Raw genomic sequence first — 17415 nt, forward strand, 5'->3', positions numbered from 1 at the left:
CAGCCTGACCCCGCTGCAGACGCCAGCCTTGCCCCGGCACCGACCCGCGAGTCAACTGGATCCGAGCTGGCAGACGTTTAGTAGCGGGTGGTGATGTTGATTGCTTGGGTTCCGGTGATCGACTGCGCAAGCGGCAAGACAGCAATGCCTGCCGAGCCGTCCTGCAACAGCAGCTGTGAACCAAAAGCCGGCGCTCCCGAAGCAGAGACCATCACGGCCGCGGTTCCGGAGCCCAACAATTTGGCGGGGTCTACGGTAACTGAGGTGCCAGCACGCAGTTCCACATCTTTGCCTTCGCCCAAGACGCCGCCGGCCGAGATGGGAACCAGCTTGATGGTAGCGCTGCCTTCAACAGCAGCAAACGCCAGACGCGATTGCACACCTTCAGGCAGCGTCAACACGTGAGTGTCTCCCAGCCTGTCCGTGGAGGGTGCCAAGGCGAGATCGACGGCGACGCCCTCCTTGGTGAAGTTGGACAGCCGGACGGCAGCCGCCACCGGCGCGTCCGCGGATACCGCGAGCGAATAACTGCCCGCAGGGAGCCCCGCAAGCGAGAGCGTGCTGACCTTGCCCGCAGCAGCGGTGAACACTCCCCCGTTGGGCAAAGCCACCTGGCCGTCAGCGCCGAAAGCCCTGACCTCCAGAACGGAGTCGCTCATCCCGGGCACCGTGACAGCAAGCACCGTATTGGCGTCTGCGTAATCTTTCTGGGCTGTGATCTTAGCGGCATCAGCTGCGGCACGAACCTGCACGCCAGGGACAACTAACGCGGATGCCGGCGCCTGGACCGGTGCCAAGTAATCAATGCCACCGGGGGTCAGCCCGCGCAGGATCGACTGCTGAATCACAGCACTGACAGGACCGCCTACGCTCTTGACCTGGACGCTGAGCAATTCCTGATCCGGAGCCAGACCTGACAGCACTACAGACCTCACGGTGCCGGGGGCCACTACGAGGCCTTTGCTTCCCGTGGCCTGGACAGGTCCATCAGAACCAAACAAGTCCAGGGAGACCGTGGCCGGGCTTTGCGAGGAGTTACTCACCATCAAAATGGCCGTGCGGCCCACCGAGGTGCTGGCGCCCGTCAACCACAATTCATTGGCTGGGGTCTGGCAGGTTGCGGCAGCTAGTCCGGCAAGGTCGCCGTCGGTGGCATCAACCACAAGGGAGCCGCTGCCTACCGAGCTTGCCTCACCCAACGGTTCAAGGCGCAGCGTGGACGGCGCGTTCATGCTTTTTCCGCGCAGCACTTGAGCCCGGGCCTGAGGCTCTCCGGTCAACGCTGTTGGGGTGGCTGACGGTGTCGCCGCGGGCGTTGCCTGCGCCTTGGACAGTGTGTGCAGCGTGGAGAACTTCCCGTCTAGGGATTGGATCTGCGCACCCGGCAATTCACCTGCAGTACCGCTGAGCGCTATGGCGTTCAGGGTGCTTTTGGTGCTGGAAGCGTTGGCGGAAAACTCGGGATCAGCTCCGGCAGCAGAACCAGCCAGCAATTGCGTAGGACCTTGGCAGTTCGCCATGGTCTCGCCTACCGGAAGCACGTGCGGAACCGGTTCGGTCACGGCTGTGGCATCAACACCCGGAAATAAGCTGCCAGCGCCCACGGCTGCAACAGCAACGGCTGCCGTGGCAACACCAGCCACAATGGCAGACCAACGGCGGCGTACTGCACGCCGGTTGTCCTTTTCGGTTCGGGATTTTTTCTCGGGCCGAGTCTTTTCTTCAGCTCGTGCAGTTTTCTCGGATCGGCCTGTTTTTTGGCGCCGAGTGCTGACCTTTTCCAGCGCGGCGACGGGCTCAGTTGCGACGGGCTTCGCGTCAGCGGGCTTGGTGTCGGCAATCTTCGCGTCCGCCGACTCCAGCTCCGCAGCCTTCTTCTCAGCTGCGCTCGCTCCTGAATCAGCTCCAGAATCAGCCGCGAGATTCTCCGCCGGCACGTTTTCGCTGTTGTTGTCCTTGTTCTCAGGCACCTCTACCAACCCTTTGCAACGATGCTTCATCCCGGTATGCACCGGTGCGGCCGCGACGGGCCCGAACAGGAATAGCCAGCAAGATGGTCAAACCAAACAAGACCAACTGCACAATAATGAACAGCGCATTCATCGGCTGAACGAATCGAATTTCCAGTGTCCCGGCAGCTTCTGGCACCTCAAATCCTTGGGCCCAGCCCGAATCTACAGCTGCGAGGGCCTTGCCATCGAACCAAGCCTGCCAGCCCGGATCGGACCGCTCGGCCAGCACCACCTTGCGGCCAGATTCACCGGCAGCAATCTCGGTCTTGACATCGAGCCCGTCCGACCCCACCGGAGCCAGCGCCTTGCCGGCCGCATCCACCAAACGGACACGGTTGACCACATCGGTCTCACCCGCGGTCGCATAGGTGGGTTGTACGCGCCACAACCAACCGGATTCGGTGGGTCCCACACTATTTAGCCCGGGCACTCCCTCAAGCTGACTGGCCAACAGTTCAGCGGCCGAATCCCCTGGCCGCAGTACCACAAAGCCCACACCCAGATCGGTGAGCTGAGCGCGCGGATCCAGTCCCGCATTCGAGACTAGCGAAGCGATAGCCTGCTCAAGTTCTGCCGTTGCGGCATCGCTGGGCAGCACCGTTTCCTGACCCGGAGGGCCGGTAATACGTGTTGCGGAAAAAATCCCAGAGAGTGAATCCAGTGTGGTGCCTGCGCCCTGCATGAGCGCCGCATCAATGCCACCCTCAGGCATAACGGACAGCACAATGGTGCGGCTGGCTTCCGGGCCCGTGCCGCGATCGGCAGCCGTGGCCGGAATGGTCCCGGCCGTGGCCGCCTGCACCATGAACGGCCCACTCAGCGACGCCGCGGTCCGATCCTGCGAGAACTGCTGCACGGTCCACGTCCCCAGACTTATCAGTGGTGCTGCCACCAAAACCACTGAAAGTACGACGGCGGTCCCTCTCGCAGTCCTGTGCCTCTCCCCTGCCTTGTGGGCTGGATCGTAGGCGTGTCGATGAGCGGCATCAAAGCCCACGAGGGCTGCCCCAAGCAGGGCAAAAAACGCAAGGGAAACGGCAGGTCCGTTGAAAGCGGTCACCAAGGTCCCGCCGTCGAACGCCACGGCAATAAACTTCGAGCCGTAAGACACCGCCAGCGCCAACAGGGCCACACCCCACAGGGTGCGCACGGTGGCGGCGCGGCGCAGCGGGAGCAACAGGGCAACCACGGCCGCGGCCACCACGGGAGCACCAATGATGCCTGCGGCAACCCACGTCCACCACGGAGCAGAAGTAAGAGAGCCCAAGCCCAGCAAGCCCTCACTCGCGGTGAGCTGCGCCGGGAAGCCGAGAAGCTGCTGCCACAACGGCGCCTGGATGGAGGCTACCGGAATTCCCGGATCGGCCAAAAGAGCCCGCGGATTTTCCCACGCGGACCAGACTACGGGCAGGAAGACCGCTGCTGACGGGAGTAGGGACCACCAAATGGTCTTGCCCCGGCGCCCCAGCATCAGTGCGGTGAGGAGCACGCCCACCACGGCCACGACAAAAAGGAGTGGCGAGGCTGCTGTCACCACGGCCAAGGCCAGTCCGGCAGCGGCGGCAGCCGTCCAGGAAGGGGTGCCAGCCACGCCGGGCCGGCCCATCTTGGACACGGTGGCGGTGGCTGCGGGGCCACTGACACCTTTGACGGCGCCCGGCACGTTTTCGGGGCTGGTGGCCCCGCCCACGGCACGGATCAAACCGAGCATCACCAGCGGAATCAGGACGTGAGCCAGCAGAGCGCCCACGCGTCCTTGGCCCATCGCGAGCAACAGCATCGGGGCACCGGCCCAAGCGAAACCGGCCACGATGCGCGGCCAGCGGCGCATCGTCAATGCTCCGGCGGCCAGCCAGGCGGTAAAGCCGGACAGCGGCAAGGCCAGCAACACCAGCCACAGGAGCGTGACGGAGCCGTTGCCGCCCAGCGTGCTGAGCAAAACGAGCACAAAGTTGAAGGGGTTGCCGCGGCCGGGCAGGCCGGAGCCGAGCGAGACCCACCAGTCGGTGGCGTGCTGCCACACCGTACCGATTTCGCTGGAAACCGGGAGGAGCGCTCCACCTATGAGGGCCGGCACACCGATGAAACGCGATAACGCCACCAAGGAAAGGACAGCCAGAACGGCGACCAAGGCAAGGGCGCTGACGATCGGTGAAGTCTTGCTGAGCGCCAGCGGAGCCACGCTTTCGCTGTGAGCCTCACCGGTGGGTTCCAAGATGGAGGGCCCGTGCAGGATTTCTTCCGGAACACTGTCATCAGGGCCCACGGCCTCGCGCAGTAGCTTCAAATGTTCGCGTTGGGTGTCTTTTCGTACCCGAAGTGCCCTGTTGACGGTACGGCGCTGGGTGCGGGTGGCAGCCATCGCTGCCCTGCTCCGGCGCAGGGCCAGAGGCCGCATGAGACCGGCGCAGGTGGCGAGGAACATGCGAACCGCATGTCCTGGGGCCTTCAGGAGAAAACCGGCCATGAGCCAATAAATGGCAGAGAGGAAGGTTCCAACCGTCACCAGCGGAATAGTCCAAGCCGGAGCGTGCTTGAGGCGGAGGAAAATACTGGCCTTGCGGGCAGCCACGGCCGAGCCCATGCCGTTGGGTCGGTGCACCACGTGAAACATATGGGCGGCAGGAACAACCAAGACTCGGTCACCGGCCATGCGGACGCGGGCACAGAAATCGAGATCGTCGCCGGGTCCAAGAAGTGCCGGGTCAAAGCCGCCTAGTTTTTCAAAGACGTCGCGGCGCACCAGCATGCCAGCCGTGTTGACGGCGAACTTATCGGTGAAGTGGTCGTACTGGCCTTGGTCTTGCTCGTCCAGACCCACCAGGGCAAAGCGATCGAAGTACCTATTGGTTTCCAGACCAACATCCACCAAGCGCCGGTGGTTATCCCAGTCCAGCTGCTTGCAACCAACCACCGTGGCGGTGGTGGCGCGTTCAGTGGCTTCAAGGAGTAGCTGCAAGGCATCCGGTGCCGGAGCTGCGTCGTCTTGGAGGAGCCAAATCCACTCGTTGGAACTGGAGGTGGTGGTTTCTGTGGTGGTTTCTGCGGTGGTGGGCCGCTCGTCGTCGAGGACTCTCACCGCGCCAGCATGGTCATTCTCTGTTGAGCTTTGCTCACCGGGATGTCCGCCGGGATGCTCACCGGTGCGGGGTTCTGCCGCAGCTGCCGAGCTGGGCGCCGCAGCTGACTTCAACGGCACGATGGCACCGTTCCGAAGTCGTTTTTGATGTTCCAGGACTGCGTTGACGGCCGTACCGTAGCTGGTGCGAGCTTCCAGCGAGATCACATGGCGTTCGCCGAGATCCTTGCGCAGTAACTCCCCCGAGTTATCGCTGGAGGCGACGTCTGCGCCCAACACGTGATGTGCCGGACGCGTCTGTGCGGCCACTGCGGCCAGGACTGTGGGGAGATAGGCACCGCCGTTGTGGGCAACCAGAACGGCCGTGACTTTTACTGCTTCAAGAATTAGACCGCTCGCTTCCGCAGCCGCCGGCGCTCACGCTCCGACAGGCCGCCCCAGATTCCAAACCGTTCATCATTGGCCAAAGCATATTCAAGGCACTGTGCTTTGACATTGCACGCGCCGCACACCTTCTTCGCGTCCCGGGTAGAACCACCCTTTTCAGGGAAGAACGCCTCCGGATCGGTCTGTGCGCACAATGCATCAGTCTGCCAGCCTAGTTCACCTTCATCACTGAAATCATCACGCTGACCCAAAAGGCCGATCCAAATCGGGTCATTGTCTACTCCACTGACCTCTGTGGGATGGGCCGTGACAGGCTCATCATCCTCACGGGAGGTTAAAAAAGCTGTTGCCGCGTCCTCGAGGACTTGACGATTTTCCCGTTCGTGGAAAGCGGCGGCCTCCGGGTCAGCCGGGTCTACGTACCAGTCGGTGGGAACACCCCGTGAACGGTAAACGGAAGCGGCCTGGGCCTCAGTTGTATCGCCGAGAAATTTCTCCACACTCAGCTGCGCTTGCCCCATAATCGTCCTCCTGAATGTTGCCGCAGGCACTGCGAAGAAAAAATTGCGGTTACGCACGATGTGCGCAATGCAGTGCCTTTATGAGCGGTTCGTGCGTCTAATTACATCCATGTAAGTCCCTCACGTCAAGCGGGCCCGAGATGATAACCACCCTCAGGGCGGAATATACGGCACGCCACGCCCGGCAATTTCATATCAATACATTCATGCGTTTCGGCGTCTAAGCGCCAACAAACGCTTCTTCTAGCGCGGAATTGGCTGTTTTTTGGAATTCACCGAGAATTCACAGACTAACCCCTGTAACGCACGTCACGTCACAAAGTGATTTGTCCAAACGATGGGGATCTCCGTGGCGGGCGGCATGGCAAAATTGGCTCTCATGAACCTGTCTGTGAACACCCCCACCCAATTGCTGCATGCTTTGCGCAGTAACAACCCCACCTCACCCCGGCTGACTTGGTATGGCCCTGACTCCGAACGCGTGGAATTCTCCGGCCGCGTCTTGGAGAACTGGGTGGCTAAAACCGCCAACTACCTCGTTGACGAGCTCGACGCCGAACCCGGCACCGTGATTGCCTTAGACCTCCCGCTGCACTGGCGCTCCCTGGTCTGGATGCTGGCAACCTGGGCCGTGGGTGCCACAGCGGTCACAGCTGATGGGGCTGGAGCTTATAACGCTGACACTTCAGGCGCGGACGCTTTTAGCGCTAGTGCCGACATCATTGCCACCGCATCACCGGCAGCAGTTCATAGCCAACTCCAAGGGGCCAAGGGCGATCCCCTAGTAGTAGCCGTGGCGCTGCCTGCCCTGCAAATGCGCTGGACGGGCGAGCTTCCCCCACGCACCCTGGACTATTCCGGGGATGTGCGCTCACACGCTGACGTGTTTTTTGCAGACTCCGAGGCTGATGCCTCAGACATCGCCTGGCGACACACAGTCGCAGGCAACAACACGGAAGCGAACGGTACAGACGCCGCCAGTACCCAAGAAATCAGCTACGTCCAGCTCCTGAGTGGTGGCGAAGATTTGCTATCCATCCCGGAAACGGCGTTGGGCACCCAACCGCAGCGGGTCCTGTTGCAGGCCAAGGAAGGATGGACCGGCGTCGTGCATGACGCCTTGAAAATCTGGGCAGCCGGTGGCTCAGTGGTTCTGCTTGGGGATGGAGTGGCAGTCTCGGAGACCGTGCGCGCCAGCGAAAACATCACACTGGGCTAACGCCAACAGGCGCTTGAGGGCTTAGGCTTCGTGGTCGGCCCGAATGAGTTTGCGGTCGCCTTCGTAGCCGGGTTCGGCGTCGAGCTCTTCGGTGAAAACCCAGTAGCGGTAGGCGAAGAAGCGGAAGATGGTGCCCAAGATCAGGCCTACCACGGATCCGGCGATCACGTCGGCGGTGGCGGATTCAAAGCCCAAAACCCAGTGAGAGACGTACACGCACGCGGCGGCGATGCCCAGACCAATACCGTTCATGATGATAAACAGCACCACTTCACGGACCATATTGGCTTGGCGGCGGTGGCGGAAGGTCCAGTAACGGTTGGCGAGCCAGGAGAAGACTGTGGCCACGGCGGCCGAGATGATTTTTGCTTTAGTGGGGTGGCCAGCCATGCTGCCGCTGAGCAACCACACGTATATGCCGGTGTCGATGATAAAGGCGACGCCGCCCACCGCACCGAACTTTGCTACTTCTCGCCAAAAGAGGCCCATCAGGCCTTTAATACGATCAACTAACTTCTGAAACATGGTCCTCCGTCGGGCGATACGGCCAAAAACGGATGATTCGCGCTGCAGCCTCTCCTGAAAATTCTAGGCCACGTTTCTGGGCGTTCCGTGCGCAATAGGCCTCAGAAAGCAGTTTTTCGAGCCCATTCGGGTCCAACTCCGGCTTAGGGCCCTGTTGGGGCAGCGTCTCCACAGCCCCAAAAAGCCCGCCAACAGTGCAAAGCAAGCTTCCGGCCAGACTTTCGGTACGCTGGGGACTGTGACTTTTCCTGTAATCGGTGTGGTGGGCGGCGGACAGCTGGCCCGCATGATGGCCCCTGCCGCCGTGGCCCTTGGTTTTGATGTGCGAGTTTTGGCGGAAGCCCCCGACGTTTGCGCTGTGCCCGTGGTGGCCCATGCACCTGTTGGCGACTACAAGGATTTGGCGACCCTGCGGGAGTTTGCCCGGGGTGTGGATGTTCTCACTTTTGATCACGAACACGTCCCCAACGCACACCTGCAGACGCTGATCGCCGAAGGCGTCAATGTCCAGCCGCGCCCCGACGCCTTGGTCAACGCCCAAGACAAGCTCGTGATGCGTGCCGCGATTGAGCGTCTTGGCCTGCCCAACCCAGCCTGGTCCGCCGTCGCCTCCCCCACTGAAATTGCGGCCTTCGGTGATACCCACGGCTGGCCGGTAGTGCTGAAGATGCCCCGCGGTGGGTACGACGGCAAGGGCGTGAAAGTACTGCGTTCCGTCTCCGATGCTGAGGCTGCCGCCGACTGGTTCGACGCCATGAACCCGCTGCTGGTGGAGGAAATGGTGGACTTCTCCCGTGAACTTTCCGCCTTGGTAGCCCGCACCCCCTCCGGTGAAGCCCGCGCCTGGCCGGTGGCCGAATCCATCCAGGTGGACGGTGTCTGCGATGAGGTCATCGCCCCCGCGCCGCTGATCTCCGAGGAGGTGGCCGCCACCGCGCAAGCCGCCGCCCTGAGGATCGCCAACGAGCTCGGCGTCACCGGCGTCATGGCCGCCGAACTCTTCGAAACCCCCGGCCGCTCCCCCGGATTCCTCATCAACGAGCTGGCCATGCGCCCGCACAACACCGGGCACTGGACCATGGACGGCGCCATCACCGGCCAGTTCGAACAACACCTACGCGCCGTGCTGGATCTGCCTTTGGGTGACACCTCGGCGCTGGGGCCTATTGTGGTCATGAAGAACTTCCTCGGCGGCGCCAACCAGGACCTCTTCAGCGCCTACTCCGCAGCTCTGGCCGCCGAGCCCACCGTCAAGGTCCACAGCTACGGCAAGTCCGTACGCCCGGGCCGCAAGATTGGCCACGTCAATGTGATTGGCTTCACGCACGACGACGTCACCGCCGTCCGTGCCCGCGCCACCACCGTGGCAAACATCATCCGCGACGGCGCAGAAGGAAAGTAAAACTATGACTGAAAGCTCCACTTCCCCGGTAGGCGCTCCTTTGGTGGGTACTCCTTTGGTGGGCATTGTGATGGGTTCCGACTCAGACTGGCCCGTCATGGAGGCTGCCGCAGCTGCACTGTCCGAGTTCGGTATCCCGTTCGAGACCGATGTAGTTTCCGCACACCGCATGCCCATCGAAATGATTGCTTACGGCCAGGGCGCAGCAGCCCGCGGCATCCGCGTCATCATCGCCGGAGCCGGCGGCGCAGCCCACCTCCCGGGAATGCTGGCCTCTGTCACCACACTTCCCGTAGTGGGCGTGCCCGTGCCGCTGAAGACCCTTGACGGTATGGACTCTCTACTATCGATCGTGCAGATGCCGGCAGGAGTTCCCGTAGCCACGGTATCTATTGGTGGAGCCCGCAACGCTGGTCTGTTGGCCGTGCGCATGCTGGCTAGTGGCACCGATGCTCTGGCCACAGAGTTGGCTGCCAAGCTGGCCGATTTTGCCCAATCCCTCAATGACCAAGCCTCCGCCAAGGGCGCCGCCTTGCGGGAGAAGGCCGGGAAGACCTACCCGTTGGCTGTGCTCCCGGAGACCGCCCTACCGGAGATCGCCGTTCGGAAGCCCGAAGTCCCGGAGCCCTCCGGAACGACAGAAGGATAAACGCCTGCACATGAGTTTTAGCAGTCCCAAGGTTTCGCGGCCCTCGAACCGTCCGCCCCTGTTGACTAACCCGGCCCGTTTTCCGGAGCCGGCGTCAGCACCCGTGCGCTCAAAACGAGCCTGGATCTTACTGCTGCTGACACTCGTTCTGCCAGGTTCGGCCCAACTGGTGGCCGGCAACAAGCGCATTGGTCGCATAGCGCTGCGCTGCACTTTCGTGGTGTGGGCACTGGTGATCACCGCCGTCGTACTTGCACTTTTCCAGCGTGAAGCGCTCCTGAACCTGTTCACCAGCCCATACTCATCACTGCTCATCATCGTCGTGATGGTGGCTGTCGCGGCAGGCTGGGCCATCATGTTCCTGAACACACTCAAGATCATTAGACCGTCTTTGCTGGCGCCGGGCATGCGCGGTTTGGTGTCCATGGCCATGGTGGTGTTGATGGTGCTGACTACCGGAACACTCGGTTACGGGGCGTTCCTGGTCAACTCCGGGCGCAACGCTATCTCGAGTATTTTTGCCTCTGGGCCCAATATGGAGCCCGTGGACGGTCGCTACAATTTTCTGCTCATGGGTGGTGATGCGGGCGAGGACCGTGCTGGCCGGCGTCCGGACTCGATCGTGGTGATCAGCGTTGATGCCAAGACGGGCAAAGCCGCCACCATCAGCATCCCGCGCAACCTTCAGAACGCCCCGTTTGAGCCCGATTCCCCCCTCTGGGATGTGTACCCCGACGGCTATAACTGCGGCGATGAGTGCATCATCAACTTCCTCTACACCGACGTCACCAACAACCATCCAGATCTATACCCCGATGCGGATGATCCAGGCGCCAACGCCATGATGGATGCGGCCGGCGGCATTCTGGGTTTGAGCATTCAGGGTTACGTCATCATTGATATGGGCGGCTTCTCCGATCTCATCGATGCCATGGGCGGGGTCACCATCAATGTGGGGGGCTGGGTTCCCATGAGCGGCGACGACGTCAACGGCACCGGCGACCACCTACCACCCACGGGCTGGATTGCTCCGGGCGTGCAAAAGCTCGACGGTTTTCACGCTCTCTGGTATGCCCGCTCCCGTGAATGGGTCCTGGAATACAACCGCAGCGAGCGCCAGCAGTGCATCCAGGCAGCCATGCTGTCTCAGATGGATCCGGCCACCATTTTCACCAAGTTCAGTGCTTTGGCCGACGCCGGTGCCAAGGTAGTGGAATCGGACCTGCCTGCCGGACAGTTGGGTAGCTTTGTATCCTTGGCGTTGAAGTCCAAGGACAACCCGCTCTCACGCTTGACCGTTGGGCCCCCGGACTTCGATAAAGATTTCCCCACCTACCCTGACTTTGACGTTCTTCACCAGCGGGTGCAGACACTACTCAATCCACCAGCACCGGCGAAGCCCGCACCGTCGGCGCCTGCAGCGTCGGACCCCGCACCAGAGGCACCTGCTCCCGACGCACCTGGCACTGACACTCCCGCCGCTCCTTCGCCCGAAGTACCCGCAGCACCGGCGCCCGAGGCACCAGCTGAAGAGGCGCCGTCGTCCGGGCCGGAGATCACTGCTGACTATCTGCAGCAGCTGGCCATCAATGGCGACGCCGTGGCGCTCGGGGCGCTGCTGTCCAATAACGGGACCTGCTCCCCGGGCTAAGCTCACTGTATTTAGCTGGTTGTGCTCAGCCCGCTATCGAGGCGCAATGACAGTCATTTTCAATCGATCTACAGCTTGCCTGAGACCAGGAGAAATCTCTTATGTTTGCTCTGACGAACGTTACCCGCAATTATGCGTGGGGTTCGACAACGGCCATCGCCGCGTTGTTAGGCACCGAACCCAGTGGTGGTCCGGAAGCGGAATTGTGGATGGGTGCACATCCGGATTCTCCCTCCGTCGCGGCCACCCCTGAGGGCCCGGTGCCACTGGATCAGCTGATCGCGGCGCATCCCCACGCGGCGCTGGGTGCGGATGTGCACGCTTCCTTTGGTGCGAAACTGCCGTTCTTGGCCAAGCTTTTGGCAGCCGATCAGGCCCTGTCTTTGCAAGTTCACCCCACGTTGGAGCGGGCTAGGGAGCGTTTTGCAGCGGAGGAGGCGGCTGGTGTTCCGCGCGACGCCGCCCATCGCAGCTACAAGGACGCTAACCATAAGCCGGAGATGATTCTGGCGCTGACCCCTTTCGAGGCGCTCTGCGGTTTCCGTCCGTGTGCCGAAGCGGCCGCGCTGTTCCATGCCGTGGCGGCGGCAATCACCGCTACGGGTGCGCCGGTTCCGGAGCTGTTGCGTCAGGTCGAGATGACCTTGAATTCGCGTATGGCTGCCCCAATGGTGGTTCGGCGAGCCTTCGAAACTTTGGTCAATGGCGGGGCCGAGACTACTTCCCTGGTGGAGCTGGCGGCCTCGGCGTTGGCCGCTTCTTCGGCTTTCGGCTTTGAAGGCGAGGGCCGGAACATTGCTGGTCTACCCGAGAACGCTGAAGCATCCCTACGGACCGTGGTAGTGCTGGCAGAACAGCATCCAGGTGATTCCGGTGTCCTGGTCTCACTGTTGCTGAATCGGGTTTCGCTGGTGCCCGGGGAAGCCATCTACCTCCCGGCTGGCAATATCCACGCCTACTTGAACGGGCTGGGTCTGGAAGTCATGGCCTCCTCCGATAACGTGCTGCGTGGTGGGCTCACGGGCAAGCACGTGGACGTCCCGGAATTGCTGGACACCGTGGACTTCAATCCCAGCACCGTTCCAGTAGTCCCCACCCGAACAACAGACCTCGGGCAGCATCTCTGGGAACCGCCGTTCACTGAATTTGTGCTCCAACGTGTGGAGATCTCGGCTGACTCAGAGCCCGTTCCATTGCTGCAGAATGGTCCGTTGCTGGTGCTGGCGGTCTCGGGCTCCGTGCTGCTGGACTCCCCCCGCAGCGACATGGTCCTGAGTCGTGGCGGCTCGGTGTTTGTTCCTGCCGCAGAAAACCCGGTCATGGTTCACCCCCATGTGGTTGTTGGGGATCCCAGCGACACCCCGGCCGTGATTTTCGCCATTACCGTGGCTGGCTGAGGCTTCCCCGCCCCGGATCCACCATCCCCACGTCCTTCCCGGCCCTGATCCGGCCTCGACGAGCCGGATCCGGCCTTTCCGCCATCGACCCGTCACGTAATGACGCTTAGAACTTTCTAAGTGTCATTACATGACGGCTCGATGGCTTGGGCCCGGACTCAGAGGCTGCGGGGCCGCCAACCCAGCCAGGAATGCCTCGGATTCGGGGCGGAAGTCCTTAGCTCTGAAACTTTTTGGAGATTTCTTGCGGAAGTAGGGCTCCGTTATCCACAGATTTGCCGAAAACAGCACATTTCGGGTCCGGCGCTAGCCGAAACTTGTCCTAATGGAGCTATGAGAACTCCAGACCCGCTGCCGATGTCCATCGCAACTGTTCCGTTCACACTCGATTCTGCACTTCGGTACGGCGTATCCGTGCGCAGGACGCGTGCCAGTGATTTGCGGATTCCCAGCCGGAGCATACGGGTTCCTAAGAATGCCGATTTTACCCTGTTTGATAGCTGCCGAGCCCTGACCGCTGCGACACCCCATGCAGTGGTTACACATTTGACGGCAGCGAGACTCTACGGGTTTTACCTGCCTTGGCGGTTCAGAGAGCAGGGAGAGTTTGATTTAGCCAAGTGGGCTGGCCAAGCAAGACCTCGCCGAAAAAACGTTCACGGCCGAGAAATGAAGTGGAATCCCCGCGACATTGGTGAACTCGCCGGAGTTCCGATCACCTCCGAACAGCGAACTCTGCTAGATATCGCACCCCCTGCTCTCAGTAGACGAGCTAGTGGCCGTTGCGGACCAGCTGGTGTGCGAACACCACCGATCATTTGGATACCAGAAATATCCCACGGTTTCTCTAGCCACTCTCCGGACATACATTGCACAGAACCGCAATCACCGCGGAGTCCGCAAGCTGGATGAAGCCATCAAATCGGTCGAGGTTGGTTCTGATTCGCCGAAGGAAACAGAACTACGACTACTGATCGGACGCTGGCAATTACCCCTATTCAGCCACAATGTGGAGACTCGAAACGCTGCTGGTGAAGGCAAGGTAGGGCCCGACTTGGCCTGCGAAGAGTATAAGACGTGCGCCGAATACGACGGCGAGCACCATTTCTCTCGTGAGCAACAAACCAAAGATCATGACCGGAACTACATCACCACTTCTCTGGGCTGGCACCAGATACTGATCAACAATGAGGACTTCAAAGCTGGCGAGGCCGTGATAATCACCAAAATTGCTCGAGCTCTCAAACTCGGTGGTTGGCCAGACCCGCAGAATCTAGCGAGCAGGTCTCTAGAAGGCCACCTTAGTACTCGTAAAGATTTCGACTAGCTCCGCACGAATTCTGGGCGGGAAACGAAAATCCACCCGTCACGTAATGACGCTTAGATCCCCCTAAGTGTCATTACGTGACGGGTGGATGTGAAAAACACGGCCTAGGCGCGGCCGAGGCACGGCCCGAACGCCCTTAGCGCTTGAGCAGTCCTCGCGCCTTGCGCAGCGCGCGACGCACCAGCGGCAACGCCTTCGCAAACACCGGGTACAGGGGCGAAAGACTCAAGTCCCAGGTACCGGCCAGCATGTTCTCATGATCAGCGAAGCCGAACTTGAACTTTGAGACCCCGTCATTGAGCAGGCCGTTGAAGTCGTAGCGGGTGATCCCCCGGGCCTTCATTTCTTGGATGGCCAGCCATTTCAGCGAGAAGTTGGCCCGCAGCGTGCTGCCTTCCTCGGTCATGCCGCCGTAGAGCTCAAAAGCTGTGGCATCACTCGCGGCCAGCCAGAGGAACGCCACCAGCTTCTCGCCATCGAACGCGCCGTAAATGGGCGATCCCGATCCGAGGTTGTTCAGGATGTCGCTGTAGTAGCCGTCTTCGTGGATTCCGAACTCGGCGCGCTGGGCAGTTTCCCGGTACACCGCCATGCACTGCGGAACCTCAGCCGGCGTCACAGCCCGGTATTCCAGCGCTTCCCGGCTCGATTTGCGGATGTACTGGCGCGTCTTCTTACTCATCGCGGCCAGCAGTTCGTCCTCGGTGCGCGTCAGATCCAGAATCAGCGTGCGCGGAATCAAGATGGTGCTGGCGCTGGGAGTCCATCCCGTGGCCGGCAGAGTCGCCACGGCCACCGTCGCAGCGTCCCAGTCCGGTTCAATGCTCAAGGCCACGGATTTGTGGGTGGTCTTCACATAACGTCCGACGACGTCCAGCACCTCTTGCTCACGTCCCGACGCAGCCTGTGGTCCCCTCGCCAGATACGCCAAAGAGCGGAACGGGAACGGCAGCGCGCGCAACAGAATCTGGGCGGAACCCACCAGGGTTTCGCCATCTTTTACCAGGACGCGGTCAACGCTCCAATTGTGGGCAGCTTTGGTCTCGCCCCACCCCCACAGCTGCATGGGGTGTCCCAGCTGTGAGTTCACAGCGGCATCCCACTCGTCACGGACACGGCACGGCACAACACTTAAAGTCATGCTTCAAGCCTACCGGCTGGCGCAGCTAGGAAGGTCCCGCCCGAGAACCGTGCCGGGCGGCGCTGAGGCGCCGGGCCCCGGAGCGGGGATGGATTTCCCCGCACGGTCTGAGGAACGAAGAACGGGCGAGAAATCTTACTGCCCGCGAGGGGCCCGGTGTCGAAAGCCGCGGGACCCGGCACTCGAGTACCGGGTCCCGGCTACCTGGAGAAACGGGCAGAAGCGGGCTTACTTGATGCGGGCGTAGGTTTCCCACTTGGCAGCCTGGTGTTCGCCTTCAACAAAGCGGACGGTGCCGGACTTCGAGCGCATCACGATTGACTGGGTCAGGACGCGGCCCTTGTCGTAGCGCACGCCGCGCAGCAGGTCACCGTCGGTGATGCCGGTGGCTGCGAAGTAGCAGTTGTCGCTGGAGACCAGATCGTTGGTGGACAGCACGCGGTCCAGGTCGTGTCCGGCGTCGATCGCCTTCTGCTTTTCATCATCGGAGGTGGGCCAGAGGCGGCCTTGGATGACGCCGCCGAGGGTCTTCATGGCGCACGCGGCCACGATTCCTTCGGGAGTTCCGCCGATTCCCATCAGCGCGTCAACGCCAGTACCGGGGCGGACGGCGGCAATAGCGCCGGCCACGTCGCCATCGAGGATGATTTTGGTGCGGGCTCCGGCGTCGCGGATTTCCTGGATGAGCGGCTGGTGACGGTCACGGTCCAGAACCATGACGGTGAGCTGGTTGATCTTCACACCCTTGGCCTTGGCGATCAGGTGCAGGTTCTGCTTGACGGGGAGGCGCAGGTCAACCATGTCAGCCGCTTCGGGGCCGGTCACCAGCTTCTCCATGTAGAACACGGCGGAGGGGTCGAACATGGTGCCGCGTTCAGCCACAGCCAATACGGCCAAGGCGTTGTTGATGCCCATGGCGGTGAGGCGGGTGCCATCGATCGGGTCCACGGCCACGTCGCATTCGGGGCCAGAGCCGTCACCAACTACCTCGCCGTTGTACAGCATGGGGGCTTCGTCTTTTTCGCCTTCACCAATGACCACCACGCCGTTGAAGTGAACGGTGGAAAGGAGGGAGCGCATGGCGTCCACGGCTGCGCCGTCGGCCAGGTTCTTTTCGCCAAAACCAACCCAGTGACCGCCAGCAATAGCGGCGGCTTCGGTCACACGGACCAGCTCAAGGGCTAGGTTGCGGTCCGGCTCGTCGTCGCCCACGGCCAAGGCCCGGGATAGCTGAGAGTAATCCATCTGTGATGCTTTTTCAGGCACGTGTAAACCCCATTGTTTAGGTAGGCGCAGTTTTTGCTTTGCGCAGGTGCGCGCATGTCTGCCGTTTTCTTGCCTACCCAAGTAATCATAGGTGAAATGGCGAACCCCTACCCAGTGAGGTACGCCACAGAGCCGTTCGGGGTGATCTTTGCCCCCTCTTATCTGGGAAGATGGTTCAGTGAGTGATTCCAGCCCTACCCCGCCCTTCAAGCCCTCCATCGCCGCCGGCGCCGCTAAACGCGCCAACGCCTCGGTGATTGGCATGTTCTTGGCCATCTTCTCCACCATTGCCATTGTATTGACCGTCGTGTGGCTCAACCCACAGCAAAAAGCCGACACATACCGAAGCAACATCGACGTTTCCGCGGTCGCCAGCAATGCTGCCGACACGGCTGGGTTCACCCCGGTCGCACCGGCACTTCCTGATGGTTGGTACGCCAATTACGCGCGCTGGAATCCTGCCGGCGCCGACGGCGTCGCCTTCTGGGACGTAGGTTACGTAACCTCCAACAACACGTTTATCGCGCTGCGCCAGTCCATCACCGCCAACCCCACGTGGGTAGCTGATCAGTCTCAGAACGCTCCGGTCACCGGCAGCCGAACGGTGGATGGGCATGAGTGGGAACTGCGTGATAAACCTAAAGGGGACCGCAGCCTGGTCCTGATCGACGGCGAGGACATGATCGTTCTGACCGGTGCAGCCGATTTCGCAGACTTCGATTTCCTCGCCAAAGCAGCAACAGACTCACTTGACACCACAGAGGCACCCTCGGCAGCAGCAAGTCCCGCTACCGCTCCGGCGCCTTAGCACACCAGCATTCCAACTACGAAGGGCAATA

The 17415-nt window shown here is 61.5% G+C and carries 13 protein-coding genes; 7 read left to right on the forward strand and 6 right to left on the reverse strand.

What is annotated here, in order from left to right; translation table 11 throughout:
• Positions 1 to 77: 77 nt before the first annotated feature.
• From ACX80D_RS13010 to ACX80D_RS13020, 3 genes are all read right to left on the reverse strand, one after another.
• Positions 78 to 1970 carry a DUF5719 family protein gene (locus ACX80D_RS13010; RefSeq protein ID WP_459323147.1) on the reverse strand — a complete coding sequence of 631 codons (1893 nt, stop codon included), beginning with the start codon at positions 1968 to 1970 and terminating at the stop codon, positions 78 to 80.
• Entirely contained in the window at positions 1963 to 5400 is a 3438-nt protein-coding gene (locus ACX80D_RS13015) for a glycosyltransferase family 2 protein (protein ID WP_459323148.1), read from the reverse strand. The genes ACX80D_RS13010 and ACX80D_RS13015 overlap by 8 nt, the downstream gene beginning before the upstream one ends.
• Positions 5401 to 5477: 77 nt before the next feature.
• The gene (locus tag ACX80D_RS13020) at positions 5478 to 5999 is read right to left on the reverse strand and encodes a WhiB family transcriptional regulator (protein WP_459323150.1); all 522 of its coding nucleotides are present in this window, start codon (positions 5997 to 5999) and stop codon (positions 5478 to 5480) included.
• Between the two features lie 361 nt (positions 6000 to 6360).
• Here ACX80D_RS13020 and ACX80D_RS13025 point away from each other — a divergent pair, with 361 nt between their 5' ends.
• Entirely contained in the window at positions 6361 to 7218 is an 858-nt protein-coding gene (locus ACX80D_RS13025) for a TIGR03089 family protein (RefSeq protein WP_459323151.1), read from the forward strand.
• A gap of 21 nt (positions 7219 to 7239) precedes the next feature.
• Here ACX80D_RS13025 and ACX80D_RS13030 read toward each other — a convergent pair whose 3' ends face one another.
• Positions 7240 to 7743 carry a GtrA family protein gene (locus tag ACX80D_RS13030; protein ID WP_459323153.1) on the reverse strand — a complete coding sequence of 168 codons (504 nt, stop codon included), beginning with the start codon at positions 7741 to 7743 and terminating at the stop codon, positions 7240 to 7242.
• 238 nt (positions 7744 to 7981) lie between these two features.
• Here ACX80D_RS13030 and ACX80D_RS13035 point away from each other — a divergent pair, with 238 nt between their 5' ends.
• The 5 genes from ACX80D_RS13035 to ACX80D_RS13055 all read left to right on the forward strand — a co-directional run bounded on the left by ACX80D_RS13035 (position 7982) and on the right by ACX80D_RS13055 (position 14169).
• Complete coding sequence (locus tag ACX80D_RS13035; RefSeq protein WP_459323155.1) at positions 7982 to 9145, forward strand: 5-(carboxyamino)imidazole ribonucleotide synthase; 1164 nt, start codon at positions 7982 to 7984, stop codon at positions 9143 to 9145.
• Positions 9146 to 9149: 4 nt separating this feature from the next.
• Positions 9150 to 9794 (forward strand): 5-(carboxyamino)imidazole ribonucleotide mutase, encoded by a 645-nt coding sequence (purE, locus tag ACX80D_RS13040; protein ID WP_459323156.1) that lies wholly within the window; start codon positions 9150 to 9152, stop codon positions 9792 to 9794.
• Between the two features lie 10 nt (positions 9795 to 9804).
• Entirely contained in the window at positions 9805 to 11445 is a 1641-nt protein-coding gene (locus ACX80D_RS13045; protein ID WP_459323158.1) for an LCP family protein, read from the forward strand.
• A gap of 101 nt (positions 11446 to 11546) precedes the next feature.
• Positions 11547 to 12842: a mannose-6-phosphate isomerase, class I gene (manA, locus tag ACX80D_RS13050; RefSeq protein WP_459323159.1), complete on the forward strand. Its 1296-nt coding sequence runs from the start codon at positions 11547 to 11549 to the stop codon at positions 12840 to 12842.
• 775 nt (positions 12843 to 13617) lie between these two features.
• Complete coding sequence (locus ACX80D_RS13055; RefSeq protein ID WP_459323161.1) at positions 13618 to 14169, forward strand: endonuclease domain-containing protein; 552 nt, start codon at positions 13618 to 13620, stop codon at positions 14167 to 14169.
• Positions 14170 to 14305: 136 nt separating this feature from the next.
• Here the strand turns inward: ACX80D_RS13055 and ACX80D_RS13060 are convergent, their stop codons facing one another.
• Entirely contained in the window at positions 14306 to 15310 is a 1005-nt protein-coding gene (locus ACX80D_RS13060) for a lipid II:glycine glycyltransferase FemX (protein WP_459323163.1), read from the reverse strand.
• Positions 15311 to 15538: 228 nt separating this feature from the next.
• Entirely contained in the window at positions 15539 to 16555 is a 1017-nt protein-coding gene (gene glpX / locus ACX80D_RS13065; protein ID WP_459323231.1) for a class II fructose-bisphosphatase, read from the reverse strand.
• Between the two features lie 199 nt (positions 16556 to 16754).
• Between glpX and ACX80D_RS13070 the strand changes: the two genes are divergently transcribed.
• Complete coding sequence (locus ACX80D_RS13070) at positions 16755 to 17384, forward strand: DUF4245 domain-containing protein (RefSeq protein WP_459323165.1); 630 nt, start codon at positions 16755 to 16757, stop codon at positions 17382 to 17384.
• The last annotated feature ends 31 nt before the right edge of the window (positions 17385 to 17415 follow it).

The organism is Arthrobacter sp. Sr24 (genome assembly GCF_054511175.1).

Bases quoted from the DNA above. Each gene is read 5' to 3' on its own strand.
- ACX80D_RS13025 (WP_459323151.1), top strand. From the start codon at position 6,361: ATGGCAAAATTGGCTCTCATGAACCTGTCTGTGAACACCCCCACCCAA.
- purE (WP_459323156.1), top strand. From the start codon at position 9,150: ATGACTGAAAGCTCCACTTCCCCGGTAGGCGCTCCTTTGGTGGGTACT.
- manA (WP_459323159.1), top strand. From the start codon at position 11,547: ATGTTTGCTCTGACGAACGTTACCCGCAATTATGCGTGGGGTTCGACA.
- ACX80D_RS13020 (WP_459323150.1), bottom strand. From the start codon at position 5,999: ATGGGGCAAGCGCAGCTGAGTGTGGAGAAATTTCTCGGCGATACAACT.
- ACX80D_RS13045 (WP_459323158.1), top strand. From the start codon at position 9,805: ATGAGTTTTAGCAGTCCCAAGGTTTCGCGGCCCTCGAACCGTCCGCCC.
- ACX80D_RS13060 (WP_459323163.1), bottom strand. From the start codon at position 15,310: ATGACTTTAAGTGTTGTGCCGTGCCGTGTCCGTGACGAGTGGGATGCC.
- glpX (WP_459323231.1), bottom strand. From the start codon at position 16,555: ATGGATTACTCTCAGCTATCCCGGGCCTTGGCCGTGGGCGACGACGAG.
- ACX80D_RS13030 (WP_459323153.1), bottom strand. From the start codon at position 7,743: ATGTTTCAGAAGTTAGTTGATCGTATTAAAGGCCTGATGGGCCTCTTT.